Raw genomic sequence first — 13,142 nt, 5'->3', positions numbered from 1 at the left:
GAGAGGTATGTTTCTCCCTGCGAGCGAGACTTACATCCTAATAGCACTTCCCTAACCTAACTCCTGACAAATCCACTTTAATCAGGAGTTACCATGAACGATATCTTGCTCACCCCTTCCGAGGTCGCCGAATTTCTCGGCGTCACCATTGGCACGCTTTCGGTTTGGCGATGTACTGGCCGCTATCCTTTACGCTTCGTTAAAGTAGGCCGCAGCGTTAAGTACCGCCAAAGCGATGTGGAATCCTTCGTTAACGGGAGGGTTTATGATCACACTCTTTAAATACTCAGCCACGCTTTGCATCATCATTCAACTAGCGATGATGGATCACACACTATCCGAGAGTGTGAAATCCATTAGGTTACATAACGAGTCCATGTACCCGTTAACGGGTACAAAGCGCAAAATTGAAAAGTTGTACCTGTTAACGAGTCCCGACACCGTTAACGGGGACATGGCAATAATCACTGACCAAGGACACGTATTTTCGTTACATAACGGGGAGGCTAAATAATGATGACCTCCCCTACTTTATCCATGCCCAAACTCACCGATGAACAACTGGAATTTGCCCAATGGCTTTCAAAGGGCAATAGCCTTTTCCTGTGCTCAGAAATTTGCAGCGACTTTGGCAAGGTTGACGGTATTGCAACCTTTAACGGGCACTTTCAAAAACGCACCCTCTTTAGATTAAAACGTGAAGGACTACTCACTGAATCCACCGCGTTTGAAATGGGTATTCGCTGGCAAAAGCTCACGCTTAACGAGCGAGGTAAGCAACTACTGACTAACAGCGAGGTAAAGACTGATGCCTAAGGTTCATGCTGACGATAAACATTGGCTAGAGAAACAACTCTATGGCCTGCCCACTCCACACCGCTTAGCAATGATGCACATCTACCTCCAATTGCCGACACGTCGTGAAGCTAACTTAAGCGTGCTGCACACTAGAAAGCGAATCGCTGAGATCATGGGCAAGGATAAGTATTTTTATAATGTGAATATTGATAATCAAGATATTAATGTAAAGGCCAAGCAACATGCCCGCCGCTGTATTCAAATTACTACTCAAATTGAAGGTAAGGGATTACTAACTACTTACAACACGCTTATGCATTACATGGCTTGTTACAGCATCAATCCGCCTAAACTGAGTCAGACCATTATCAACAACCTCAAACTCGATACGCTCGATAACATCGAGCTTGCTAAAGTCCTAGGTGTTTTCGCTCGGGCAAAAGATGAAGTTTGGTGGAAACGTAAATTAAGACGGCAGCAGAATCTACGTATTGAAACAGTTTCCCGCTTACTCAATCTGGTGAGTAAGCGAAGAGGGATTTATGCCAGTCACATTACGGTGAGCAATTTTCAAAGCCAATGGAAGAACAACCAACAGCTTTTAGAAAACACCTTTGCAACTAATGAGCATGGATTCAGTGCAAGCCTTGCCGATTTATCCAAACGCAATGTATCAAATCCCACTATTCGCAAAGCTGAGTTAATGGCTCGTAGCCGTGGCTTTGAAGATCATGCTAAAGAAGCAGGTATCAGCGCAGTCTTCTTAACTATGACTACTCCATCAAAATACCATCGTTCATTTGCAATAACAGGGGATGAAAATCCTAAATGGAGCGGCGCAACTCCGCTCGATGCCCAAGAATACCTTAACCGCACTTTCGCCCGCATTCGTGCCGATCTTGCCCGTAAGCAAATCACCCCATTTGGCTTTCGTGTGGCAGAGCCACACCATGACGGCACACCGCATTGGCATTTACTGTTATTCGTCCCTGCCGAGCAACTACAAACCCTAGTAGATACCTTCTGTCACTATTGCCTAGAAGAAGATGGTGACGAACAAGGCGCAAAAGAATGCCGCTTAAAGGTGGAATATATCGACCTAGAAGAAGGCTCTGCAACTGGCTACCTTATGAAATACATCAGTAAAAACATCGATGGTGAAGGTATTGAGTACGACAACTACGGCAAAGATGCCAAAACATCTGCAATCAGAGTAAAAGTATGGGCATCCTGTTGGGGCATTCGCCAATTTCAACAAATTGGTGGCGTGGGCGTTACAGTATGGCGCGAATTAAGACGGATTGATCCAATTAAAGATCCGAGTCTCGATTGGATTGAGGCTATCCGCCAAGCTGCCGATAGTAGCAATTGGAATTTATATACTCACCTTATGGGCGGTGTTACTTGCAAACGTTCAGAGCAAACTATTCACCCACTCTATAAGCACAAATCCCAACAAATTACCGCATCCATGCAGGAACTTTCCCAAAACCCAATTCTGGATTGCGGGAATAGTCTGAAAAATTACCGCAGTAATGCTGAAAACTCCGTGAACCAATTACAGGACGCTTTCAGGAACATGCAGGAATCATCTTGGGAATCTCAGGATCACCTTCCTGAAATGCCAGTAAAGGCTTCAGGAACAGTTGCAGGATTTTCGGGGTTAGATACGGGATTAGAATCGGGATTAGCTTCTGGAATAGATACAGGAATTGCAGAAATCAATTCAGAATCTGCGCCTGAAAACTATCAGCCACTCAAAACTAATCGCTATGGCGATGCCGCACTAACTCAACTTAAAGGGATTGTGTCTTTTGGCGTTGAGATCATCACCCGCGTCCACACTTGGACGCTGGCAACGAAGTCTCAGGTTCAGAAAAAAGCTTTTTGCTCTCACTTGGAGTTCTGTCAATAAGTGTACGAGGAAGCATTAATCACAATCCCAAAAGAGAGCAAGTACTCAGAATAGTATTTAATTCAGTACCATTCTGTCTAAAGCATTGTTAATCTTAAAGGCTTAAAGTAAGATCAAACTGCTCTTTAGCTTAGGACGAATTTCGTCTAGTCGGGTGATTAGCCAGACTCTAACTTATTGAACGGGAATGGTTGCGAAATGTTCGTACTTCTTCGCACCCTAAACTCGTTCCTCCTTTAGGCTGCGAAGAAGTACGAACATTTCGCTGTCTCTAGTAAAGAGCTAAGCCCGAGAGTATTTACTCTTGGGCTTTTTTGTTGAGATATTTATGGACTTAGTAAAAAATTTAGCCAATAACTTAGGTAAAAGAGAATCGGAAGTTAGACGATTCTTGGCTGATGCTCCAAATAAGTACCGTGTATACAAAATTCCAAAGCGTTCCTATGGGCATAGAGTCATTGCACAGCCATCTAAAGAGCTTAAGGATTATCAAAGGGCTTTTTTGCAACTTTATACCTTTCCAGTGCATAGAGCGGCTATGGCTTATTGCAAAGGCAAAAGTATCAAAGAAAACGCTCAAGCCCATGCCTCAAAAAAATACCTACTTAAAACTGACTTAGAAAATTTTTTTAACTCAATAACACCCAGAATTTTTTGGGAAGTTGTCAGAAAAAACACAGATCTAATGAAAGTATTTACAAGTCAGGAAGTTAAACTAGTTGAAAAGCTGTTGTTTTGGTGCCCTAGTAAGACAAAAAGTGGGAAACTAATTTTAAGTGTTGGTGCTCCAACCTCACCTACGATATCAAATTTTTGCATGAGTGAATTTGACAAGCAATTGAGTCAGTTATGTAAAGTAAAAGACATAGTCTATACAAGATATGCTGATGATTTAACTTTTTCGACAAATGAAGAGAACCTCCTTTTTAAAATCATCCCTGAAATTCAGTCATTATTAACTAAAAATTTTTCATTTAATATAAAATTGAATCATAGTAAAACTGTTTTTTCATCAAAAGCACATAATAGGCATGTAACAGGTGTAACCCTAAGTAATAATGGAAAAATTTCTTTAGGTAGAGATCGTAAAAGATATATTAAACACTTAATCCATCAATTTAAGCATAACCAATTAGATACATCAGAAATACATCATTTAAGAGGAATGCTCTCTTTTGCTAAGCATATAGAACCCATTTTCATCAAAAGATTAAGTATAAAATATACTGATGAATTAATAAGAAATATCTATGAGGCTCAGCTATGAACACAAAAACTAAAAATACGAAAGAGTTAGAAAGAAAGGCTCGCAAGGGAGAACTACTATCTGCATTTCAGCTATATCTAAATTATAAAGATGGTTTAGATGATGTAATAGTAGATAGTAATTTATCGAAAAAATATCTTCAACAGTGTATTGATTATATTGAAAATATCAAATCTAACTCTTTAGGTATTTACTTACCGAAAAACAAGTTAACCTTGGTTAACATTGAGTTATTTGACCTAAGAGTTTTTAAGCACTTAAAAATGTCTTTTGAACCAGATTTAACAGTAATAATCGGTAACAACGGACAAGGTAAAACTACTATTCTTAATGCTATTTCAAAAACATTAAGCTGGATTAACGCTAATATTTTAAAGGAAGAAGGACAAGGACAGCGATTAAGTGAGCTATATGATATAAGAAGAGGAACAGAAAAAGATTTCACTGATGTACTTTCAGAATTCAATTTCGGCTCTGGCTTGAAACGGATTAATGCTCGACTATCAAGATCAAAATTAGGTGCTTCTTCCAGAAGAGAAAGTGACATTAAGAATTTACGAGAGATTTCAAATATTTTCAGAATTATAAATGAAATTCATCTATTAAATTTACCATTATGCGCTTATTATTCAGTTGATCGTTCTTACCAGCTTCAGAGAACAACAAAAGATAACGCAAATTTAAGAGACGAACGATTTGATGCTTATAATTTTTCGTTAGTAGGATCTGGTAAATTTGAACATTTCGTTGAATGGTTCATTTCACTTCACAAAAAAACAGTTAATGATAATACTGCAAAAATTGAAGAACTGGAACAACAGGTTAAGGCTCTAAACGAATCTGTAAAGAGCGGGATAACAGCTTTAATCCCGTTATTGGAGACCACACAAAAACAACTAGATGATGCATTAGCAATACTTGAGCGTGCCAATGATAATTCGTTTTTATCAGATGCTACAAAAAAGGAAATAGTTGTTGCAGCTATATGTAAAGTAATACCTAGCATTAGCAATATTTGGGTTGAAACTGAGTCTGGTTCAGATATCGTATTCGTAACTAATGATTCAGTAGATATTACGATTGAGCAACTTTCTGATGGTCAACGCACTTTTTTAGGACTCATTGCAGATCTTGTTCGTCGCCTAGTAATGTTAAACCCTAAACTCAATAACCCTCTTGAAGGTCAAGGGATAGTATTAATCGATGAAATCGAATTACATTTACATCCTAAATGGCAACAAGATGTATTATTAGATCTTAAAAATTGTTTCCCAAATATACAGTTTATTATATCAACACATAGCCCATTGGTTTTATCAACAGTTGATAGAAAAAACATACGATATTTTTCTGGGTTTGATATTAATGGTGGCACAATAATCGAAGCCCCTGATTACCAAACGAAGGGCATCTTAAATTCAGATATCCTAGAACAATTGATGGGAACTTTTGCAAAACCTGCACGTGTAGAAGAGTCTCATTGGTTAGAAAAGTTTGAAAAAATGCTAATAGCTGCTGATTATTCTGAAAACGAAGATGCTAAATCCCTTTATGGAAAAATAAAATACCATTTTGGTGAGGGTAGTTTTGAAATACAAAAAAGTGATAGCTTAATTAGACTTCAAGCTATGAGGAAAAAAGCTTTAGAAAAGTCAAAGAAATAGGCAAGTTAAATGAAAAAATTAGTTAGGACACAATTAAAATTCTTGGATGATTTTTCACTTGCCAATTCAGACTGGATGAGTGTACCTAAAGAAGAAATCTGGGAAGCTCTCGATAAAATGCAAGGGGGATTCTGTGTATATTGTGAATGTAAACTAGTTAGAAAACATATTGAACATTTTAAAACACGTGATGAATTCCCTCAAGACACTTTTAAATGGGATAATTTGTTTGGTTCATGTGGTGATAGTACAAAACCTGGTGGTTGGAATCGATGCGGAATTTACAAAGATTCTAGAGCCGGAAACTATAATATTAATGAAATTATAAAACCAGATGTTGATGATCCTAATGAATACTTTTTATTTTTGACTAGTGGAAAAATAGAACCAAAAAATGAAATAAGTGAAATAAACCTTAAAAAAGCTCAAGAAACGATTAGAGTACTAAACTTAAATGACGATACAACTCTATTTAACCGACGAAAAAATGCTATTTTAGCCATACAGGATGAAATTGAAGAGCTCTATGAATTACAAGATGAACTTGCTGATGACTTTAATACATTCTTAAATGACAACATTAATGAAACTATTGGTAAAGAATTTAAAACGGCACTAGAGCACGCTTGGATATTTAATAAAAAATATTAACATTTCATGACTAAAATTAAATTTTTTAACTAGTGAACTTATGATTTTAGACGCACTATATAACAATGTTTTAAATAAAATTGGTAGAAATGTACTACTGTTTCAACAGTTAGAACAGTTATTAAAGTACATTATTACTAATGGAAGTTTCGCAGGTTATGCCGACGAGATTGAGCAAATAAAAAAGAACGATCTAATAAAATCCATAAACAGACTATGGGTCAACTAGTTAATCAATATGTAGAAATCATCCAACCTGAAGCCGAAGATAAAACCTCTGAACATATTGTTTTAAAAGATGTTTTCATTTCTATAAAACTAACGATTGAGACTAGCAGTATTGAATATGAACAATGTAAAAAAGCTTTGAGCCATATGGTTGAACAGCGAAACGAGATGATACATCATTTACTTCCTAATTTTGATAACCGCTCCATCGAAAGCTGTGTAGAATTAATAAAAAAACTTGACAACCTTACAGAAGAACTACGCAAACAAATTGCAACAATCAATCACCAAATAATTGGAATGAAAAAAGCTTACAGAGAATCAGTAATTTTTTTAACCAGCGATAATGGAAAATATCAACTAGAGTTATTGTTTATAAGAAATAGTGAAATTATAACTCATCTGATTCAATATTTGGTGATGAGTAAAAGGAGTGATGGGTGGGCACCATTGTCTGAAGCTGCTCAGTTTATTAAAAATCAAATTCCAGATGAATTATGCAAAATTCGAGAAAAACTTGGATTTAAATCACTAAAATGTTTAATGCTCGCATCTGAACTATTCGAGTTTAAAACAGAGACAACAAAAAAAGGGGGAGCTAGAGTCTTATTCCGCCAAAGTGATAATGTTAATTTAAAAGATTAATAAAGCTTTCTATGTCATGAACTGTATATTAGGCCTTATTTAAATATTCCTCAATCGCTCAAATAATGTCTGCCTTTCATGAGGTAGTAACGCTTCAATTTCCCTCACCAACTTATCAACCCTAGATTCTTGAACATAAGTCCCCAAAAGCTGTGCCGTGGTGATCCCAAGCTCTGCCCTGACATTCTCCACATCTAAGTGGGCATAGGTGCTTGCTGTGATACTGATATCACTATGGCCGAGTAGCTTACTGGTGGTCTGCCCGTTAATTTAACATCTGGCCGCCACGCATCACGCTCCAACTGGCGATGGTTCGCCTTAAATCGTGGATGGTGACATTATCCTCTTTCGCTGTTGCTGACTTCTCAGAACTGCGCAGCCCTGCCCGCTCAGTAATGCGATACCAGAAACTGCCCTTGCCCGCATTTTCGGTGATATGTCCTGAATGACTACACTCGGCAGGGATTACACTAATCCCATTTACGGCGGAATTACTTCTGGAGTTAATATTCTCACAAGGAGTTAACACTTTGGGTTACAATCGCTAATATAAAGACCTATGCTCACACTACTGACTGAGAATAATTCTGATGGCAGACAATCTGATGTTACTAACAGACAAAATACTCAATCAGTTCAGTGAATTAATACTGCTATCCGTACTTTTCATCTTAGTATCTACTTTAATAAGACGACAAGACATTTTTAAAAATTACAAAGAAGTTATTCAAAGCACATTTTTTAATCTTGGATGCATCCTTATCAACCTTGCAGTGATGCTACCTATCATTCAGTACAGTCAAGAATTTTTATTGGATTATATACCCCAATACCTTACAGGTTTGTGGACTAATTTGAATGAGTTGCTAGTTATAGTAATAGCAGTGTTTGCAGGAGACTTTATTGGCTACTGGCGGCATAGATTCGAGCATTCAAGATTACTTTGGCCTTCACATGCAACTCATCACTCCGATGAACATATGACTTGGTTGACGTTAGAACGTTTTCACCCAATAAATTTTTTATCAACATTCGTAATTGATACGACATTCTTGATTTTGCTTGGATTTCCTCCATATGCTGTCATCGCAAACAGATTATTCCGACATTATTATGGTTATTTTATTCATGCTGACATTCCTTGGCGATCAAGATTTTTAGAGAAAATTTTTGTATCTCCAACGATGCATCGCTGGCACCATGCGAAAGAGAGCGCGGCTCATAACACCAATTTTGCAACCGTGTTTTCCATTTTTGACAGAATGTTTGGAACACACCGCATACCAAGTCAATGTAATGTTCCGCTTGGAGTTTCACATAAATTAGGTAAAGGCTTATTAGCTCAAATGATTTATCCTTTCAAACCTTCGTCCTATCGACGCTATCCAAAACATTCAAATCGGAAAGGTAACGACTCAGAAGAAGTCGTTCTTCAAAAGTTAGAGAATTAATTTCTCGAACTAACTGCTCAACCTTTGATGTTGAGGTTGATTCAGTCCCTAATAATTGAGCAGTGGTTATGCTTAATTCAGCTCTGACGTTTTCCACATCTAAGTGAGCATAAGTGCTTGCTGTGATACTGATATCGCTATGACCTAACAGCTTACTTGTCGTCTGGATATTGCCGCCGCGCATCACACTCCAACTGGCGATGGTTCGCCTTAAGTCATGGATAGTGACATTATCCTCTTTCGCTGTTGCTGACTTCTCAGGACTCCTAAGCCCTGCCCGTTCAGTGATGCGATACCAAAAGCTGCCCTTTCCCGCGTTTTCAGTGATATGGCCTGAATGACTTCGCTCGGCAGGGAATACATATTTATCCCCCTGCACCGCCTCATTACTACGGCGCTCAAGAATTGCCATGACCTCTTTAGTGAGTGGCACTGCATGGGGCTTTTTCGATTTAATCTTGCTGGTCGGGATAATCCACACCCCGCGCTGATGGTCTATCTCGCGCCACTCCATACTGAACACGCAGCTTTTACGTTGACCCGTTAACAGCAACAGCATTACCACATCACGGTAAAGTGGCGGCTCAAATTCTAATGACTCAAGTAATGCCCTCACCTCATGCTGATTTAAAATCCGCTCACGCTTCACGGCAGCGAGTTTTTTGATGCGGCCAAAGGGATTGATTTGTTGTTCATTGAACATCGACTTGAGCAAGGTCAGGCATTTGTTACGAACGGCAGCAGAGTTTTTGGTGATGATAAGCTTGAGTAGGTTTTCAGCTTCAACGGCAGTGATGTTATCAATCGGCAAATGGGCAATACGCGGCTGGATATGATTCTTCCAAATCGAGTGAATATCCTTAAGGGAATTGAGTCGCCGCTCACCCGTTTTAATTTTGACCATAAACTCGGCTTCGAAGGATTCAAACAGTTGTTGAACCGTCATCGAGAGGGCTTCTTTAAGCTCAGCCTCTTGTTTTGCGAGGCGCTTTGCTTCGTTGGGATTGATACCTTCGGCCAAGTCTACGGCGATATATTTGGCCTGCTTGCGAGCGTTCTCTATGGTTAAATGCGGGAACTCCCCGATCGTCACTGTGACGTCTTTACCTAAATGCTTGCGGCGAAAGCGAAAAACCTTTTTTCCCGATGGGAAAACATCTAAGATTAATCCATTAATTGAGTCTCGATGGCCAAAATCGGCGATTCTGAAGCGTTTTTGACCGATTTCGAGCTGTTCGAAAGCACGTTTTGTGAAGGTTGTTTCAATAGCCATAGTCACTTAGCCCTAAATCCTGTGCCGCCTATGTGCCACCACAGGCATTAATTTAGACTAAAATACAGTAATTCTGGTTAATGTCAAAATCACAAAAACTTTCGTAACGTTATGTTTTGTATAGATTTAATAAATTTGGTTAATTTCCATTAACGTCGCTAACTGTCTCCTGTGGAGAGACCAGTTTGAGAATTATCATTAAGCTCATCTCTCACTCTCTCATCATTTCTTAGTTTTCCTAAAACAAGTATAATTTCCCCTTCAATTGTTTAATCAGCAATAAACTTACTTCACCGAGGACTGCTCGTTTGGCTCATACCTACATTCCATTAGAAAATTATCGCCGTAAGTGGATTTTCAACCACAAAGACCTTCCCGTAAGCGATGAAGATAAGACCCATATTCTTCCGTTAACGGATAAAAGTGCCATGCAGGTGTGGAATCAATGGATTAGCAATAAGAGTAGTTGTGCTGAACAATTTACTAAGGGAGACTGGGCAGCTAAAGCCACAGCCTGGACAGAAACAGCTCATTGGCAGAGTGCTTGGGACAGTGAAGATAACAGCTTACCTGAAACCATCGCAGCCCACATTCAATGGCCAGACGATACAACCGTTTATTTTTGCTACGAGAAATATCAAATTATCGAAACCCGCTGGGATGTATTCGTCCGCAATTGGAAGTGCTTTTTATTCTTCGATGATGGCCCAATTCTGATTTCGCCCAAACAAACACAAGCGGTGATGTTTGAACAATCCGGACAATATAAAGTGGGTATGCGCGGCTAACGCAAGCATTAAAGCCGTTTTAGACCTTAAAATTGCCGCGCAAAATTTAGTAATTTTATTAATGTTGAGCGCTACCACGAACATTTTGTTTCGATTAGTATCGTGCGGCAATCTCTCTGCATGTCAGCAGACTGTCCTTGTGCTTCCCTAATCAAAAATACTCAAGTCGAGGTTTATCATGAAGTTCTTTTCAGCATTAACGCTAACTGCGGCTCTACTCTCGTCTCAATTCGTTCAGGCGATAGAAGTATCTGGAGTTCAAATTGCTGACAAGATAACCCTGCAAGAACAGCCACTAACCCTAAATGGCGCAGGTATTCGCAGCAAATTTTTTATGGATTTATATGTTGGCAGTCTCTATGTGCCAACCCACATGAAAACCACTGCTGAAGTTATCGACGCACCGATTGCAGCAATTCGCCTTAATATCACCTCCGGTTTAATCACCTCAGAAAAAATGCATGATGCGATCATCGAAGGGTTTGAAGCCGCTACGGCTGACAATACTACCGACATCCAGTCGCAAATTGATGCCTTTATGGCGCTGTTTAAGGATGAAATTAAGTTAGGCGATCAATTCACCTTTGTTGCCAGCAAGGCACAAGGGGTCACCGCCTATAAAAATGGCCAAGAACAGGCCACTATCGAAGGTGAGATGTTCCGCCAAGCATTACTCAAAATTTGGCTTGGCGAAAAACCCGCCCAGAAAAGCCTAAAAGAGGCGATGCTGGGCAAATAATCAGAATCTAAATTCGATATCCAAGGCCGCTGCGCCTTGGTTATCCATATCCATAGTTGCCTGATGGGTTATCTCAATTTCACCGGCAAAGTAATAGCCGGCGTACATATTTACCCCAATCACGGGGGTTAACTGCCAACCAGCCCGGAAATAACTCACCCATTCATTGGTTTCAACAACAATATTATCGCGACTCACTAAGAAGCGTTCGGTACGGCGAGAATTGCCAACGCCAAACTCCCACAGGGGATTGAGTTGATAAGTTAGCTCTAAGCCCGCAGGGCCACTAAAGCCAGCCTGAAAGGGGTTAGCCAGTTTCCAGCGTTCGTTAATTTGCCAGCGCAACGCAAGGTATGGCAAGGTTCGGACCTCATCAATATCATTAAGATAGGCAATCCCCAATCCCAACATATTGCTTGAGTCAAAAGCATACATGGCTGAAGCCACTACACCATAACTCTGACTGTCTCCCATGGAGGCTGTATCAGCAAATGCATACTGAAGCTGCGGTGCGAGCATGAAACTCCAGTGTTTATCCATACGGTAGTTTAGGGCCGCACTTAAGCGATAACGCTCAATTTGGTCCCACGTTTCGCCCGAGTCAGCAAATAGTGGAGAGTTATAATTCCCGTCTGTAACACTTAAGTTACGCCAGTCATAATCAAGTCGATCGTAACCGCCCCTAACCCCTACAGACCATTGCTTATTAAGCGGTAAATTCGCCCCCGCGTTTAGCAGTAAGCTGCTTCGCTGAAGCTCAGTCGCTGAATTATCAATCGCCGTACTTTGGGTGCTAATTTGAGTCACGCTCAATTTATAGGGGCGAAAGCCTTTACCCGCATCTGCCGCCATAAGCGGACATGCGACTAAAGATGCAACAATGGCGGTGGAAAAAACATAGATGGGAAATTTACTTGTCACGCGGTTGCTCCTTGCAATCAACTCAACATGGCATCTATTGCACGACTAAGGCGAGAATCATACGCTTTTTAAGCGTTAAAATATTCTAGTTTTTTGGCAATAGATACAAACTGATACTAAGAAAATTAGCAGCGATAGGCCCTTAAAAACATGTCGGCACAACCGCGTATATAAGTCTCGCGTTCAGCTAAAATGCTCTCTACCTCAAGTCCCAATTCTAATCGTAGCTTTAGCTCACCAAATAGCATCATGCATAAACGTACCGCTGCATGTTGCGGATTGCCGAACTGATATTGGCCTAAGGTTTCAACGGCGGCCAGATATTCCGCCAACATGCCGAGAATATGCTGAGGGCCCGCTTCAAAAAATAACCGTGACACTTCAGGGTGGCTTTCGCACTGGGCAACACAGGCTTTAAATACGGTAATGGCCTCGGGGCTCACAATCATCTCACCAAATTGCTGGGCAAATTGGCTGATTATTGCTTCTGGCTGTGAAGGATCGCTCAGCAGATTGTCATTCAGATTGTGACCAACGCATTTCGATTCAATTGCAGCGACAAACAACTCATCCTTACTGCCAAAATGGGAATACACCGTCTGTTTCGATACCCCAGCCTGCTTAGCCACCTCATCCATACTGGTATTAGGAAAGCCTTGGCTGCAGAATAAATCAATAGCAGCAACAAGTACTTGCTGTTTTTTTTGCTCACTTCGGCTCTGTGGTTTAGCACTCATTTTTTGCTGAGTCATATCCCTACTCGACGCTCGGCCTTACAAATGAGTATTAGTTAAGCACAAAA

General features: G+C 40.0%; 14 protein-coding genes. 10 read left to right on the top strand and 4 right to left on the bottom strand.

What is annotated here, in order from left to right; all coding sequences use genetic code 11:
- Positions 1-93: 93 nt before the first annotated feature.
- The 7 genes from K0H61_RS05430 (at position 94) to K0H61_RS05400 (ending at position 7,168) form a co-directional block, all read left to right on the top strand.
- Entirely contained in the window at positions 94-282 is a 189-nt protein-coding gene (locus tag K0H61_RS05430) for a helix-turn-helix domain-containing protein (RefSeq protein ID WP_220051717.1), read from the top strand.
- Positions 283-513: 231 nt separating this feature from the next.
- Positions 514-816, top strand: a complete 303-nt coding sequence (locus K0H61_RS05425; protein WP_220051716.1) for a hypothetical protein — start codon at positions 514-516, stop codon at positions 814-816.
- A complete protein-coding gene (locus K0H61_RS05420; protein ID WP_220051715.1) occupies positions 809-2,713 on the top strand; it encodes a replication endonuclease in 1,905 nt (634 codons plus the stop codon). The genes K0H61_RS05425 and K0H61_RS05420 overlap by 8 nt, the downstream gene beginning before the upstream one ends.
- Positions 2,714-3,041: 328 nt before the next feature.
- Positions 3,042-3,980, top strand: coding sequence for a retron St85 family RNA-directed DNA polymerase (locus K0H61_RS05415; protein ID WP_220051714.1), 939 nt, complete (start codon positions 3,042-3,044; stop codon positions 3,978-3,980).
- Positions 3,977-5,644 carry a retron Ec78 anti-phage system effector ATPase PtuA gene (gene ptuA / locus K0H61_RS05410; protein WP_220051713.1) on the top strand — a complete coding sequence of 556 codons (1,668 nt, stop codon included), beginning with the start codon at positions 3,977-3,979 and terminating at the stop codon, positions 5,642-5,644. The genes K0H61_RS05415 and ptuA overlap by 4 nt, the downstream gene beginning before the upstream one ends.
- A gap of 9 nt (positions 5,645-5,653) precedes the next feature.
- Positions 5,654-6,295: a retron Ec78 anti-phage system effector HNH endonuclease PtuB gene (gene ptuB, locus K0H61_RS05405; RefSeq protein ID WP_220051712.1), complete on the top strand. Its 642-nt coding sequence runs from the start codon at positions 5,654-5,656 to the stop codon at positions 6,293-6,295.
- A 216-nt stretch (positions 6,296-6,511) separates the two neighbouring features.
- Entirely contained in the window at positions 6,512-7,168 is a 657-nt protein-coding gene (locus K0H61_RS05400; protein ID WP_220051711.1) for an OST-HTH/LOTUS domain-containing protein, read from the top strand.
- Positions 7,169-7,433: 265 nt separating this feature from the next.
- On the opposite strand, the gene K0H61_RS17795 is transcribed toward K0H61_RS05400, so the two are convergent.
- The gene (locus K0H61_RS17795; RefSeq protein ID WP_258406014.1) at positions 7,434-7,697 is read right to left on the bottom strand and encodes a hypothetical protein; all 264 of its coding nucleotides are present in this window, start codon (positions 7,695-7,697) and stop codon (positions 7,434-7,436) included.
- 61 nt (positions 7,698-7,758) lie between these two features.
- On the opposite strand from K0H61_RS17795, the gene K0H61_RS05390 reads away from it, so the two are divergent.
- Positions 7,759-8,619 (top strand): sterol desaturase family protein, encoded by an 861-nt coding sequence (locus tag K0H61_RS05390; protein ID WP_220051710.1) that lies wholly within the window; start codon positions 7,759-7,761, stop codon positions 8,617-8,619.
- Here K0H61_RS05390 and K0H61_RS05385 read toward each other — a convergent pair.
- Entirely contained in the window at positions 8,528-9,892 is a 1,365-nt protein-coding gene (locus tag K0H61_RS05385) for a tyrosine-type recombinase/integrase (protein ID WP_220051709.1), read from the bottom strand. The genes K0H61_RS05390 and K0H61_RS05385 overlap by 92 nt on opposite strands.
- A gap of 308 nt (positions 9,893-10,200) precedes the next feature.
- On the opposite strand from K0H61_RS05385, the gene K0H61_RS05380 reads away from it, so the two are divergent.
- On the top strand, positions 10,201-10,680 hold the full coding sequence (locus K0H61_RS05380; RefSeq protein ID WP_220051708.1) for a DUF2947 domain-containing protein: 480 nt from the start codon (positions 10,201-10,203) through the stop codon (positions 10,678-10,680).
- A gap of 178 nt (positions 10,681-10,858) precedes the next feature.
- Positions 10,859-11,419: a chalcone isomerase family protein gene (locus K0H61_RS05375; protein ID WP_220051707.1), complete on the top strand. Its 561-nt coding sequence runs from the start codon at positions 10,859-10,861 to the stop codon at positions 11,417-11,419.
- Here the strand turns inward: K0H61_RS05375 and K0H61_RS05370 are convergent, their stop codons facing one another.
- Positions 11,420-12,271 (bottom strand): DUF6268 family outer membrane beta-barrel protein, encoded by an 852-nt coding sequence (locus tag K0H61_RS05370; protein ID WP_220052501.1) that lies wholly within the window; start codon positions 12,269-12,271, stop codon positions 11,420-11,422.
- Positions 12,272-12,465: 194 nt separating this feature from the next.
- A complete protein-coding gene (locus K0H61_RS05365; RefSeq protein WP_258406013.1) occupies positions 12,466-13,092 on the bottom strand; it encodes a TetR/AcrR family transcriptional regulator in 627 nt (208 codons plus the stop codon).
- Positions 13,093-13,142: the final 50 nt, after the last annotated feature.

The organism is Shewanella acanthi (assembly GCF_019457475.1).
In the GTDB taxonomy this organism is placed as follows: Bacteria; Pseudomonadota; Gammaproteobacteria; order Enterobacterales; family Shewanellaceae; genus Shewanella; species Shewanella acanthi.
Note: the sequence above shows the minus strand (reverse complement) of the source record. Positions and strands in the feature narration are given on the sequence as shown.

Coding starts and splice junctions, on each gene's coding strand:
- K0H61_RS05430 (WP_220051717.1), top strand. CDS start 94: ATGAACGATATCTTGCTCACCCCTTCCGAGGTCGCCGAATTTCTCGGC.
- K0H61_RS05425 (WP_220051716.1), top strand. CDS start 514: ATGATGACCTCCCCTACTTTATCCATGCCCAAACTCACCGATGAACAA.
- K0H61_RS05420 (WP_220051715.1), top strand. CDS start 809: ATGCCTAAGGTTCATGCTGACGATAAACATTGGCTAGAGAAACAACTC.
- K0H61_RS05415 (WP_220051714.1), top strand. CDS start 3,042: ATGGACTTAGTAAAAAATTTAGCCAATAACTTAGGTAAAAGAGAATCG.
- ptuA (WP_220051713.1), top strand. CDS start 3,977: ATGAACACAAAAACTAAAAATACGAAAGAGTTAGAAAGAAAGGCTCGC.
- ptuB (WP_220051712.1), top strand. CDS start 5,654: ATGAAAAAATTAGTTAGGACACAATTAAAATTCTTGGATGATTTTTCA.
- K0H61_RS05400 (WP_220051711.1), top strand. CDS start 6,512: ATGGGTCAACTAGTTAATCAATATGTAGAAATCATCCAACCTGAAGCC.
- K0H61_RS05390 (WP_220051710.1), top strand. CDS start 7,759: ATGGCAGACAATCTGATGTTACTAACAGACAAAATACTCAATCAGTTC.
- K0H61_RS05385 (WP_220051709.1), bottom strand. CDS start 9,892: ATGGCTATTGAAACAACCTTCACAAAACGTGCTTTCGAACAGCTCGAA.
- K0H61_RS05375 (WP_220051707.1), top strand. CDS start 10,859: ATGAAGTTCTTTTCAGCATTAACGCTAACTGCGGCTCTACTCTCGTCT.
- K0H61_RS05370 (WP_220052501.1), bottom strand. CDS start 12,271: ATGGCGGCAGATGCGGGTAAAGGCTTTCGCCCCTATAAATTGAGCGTG.
- K0H61_RS05365 (WP_258406013.1), bottom strand. CDS start 13,092: ATGACTCAGCAAAAAATGAGTGCTAAACCACAGAGCCGAAGTGAGCAA.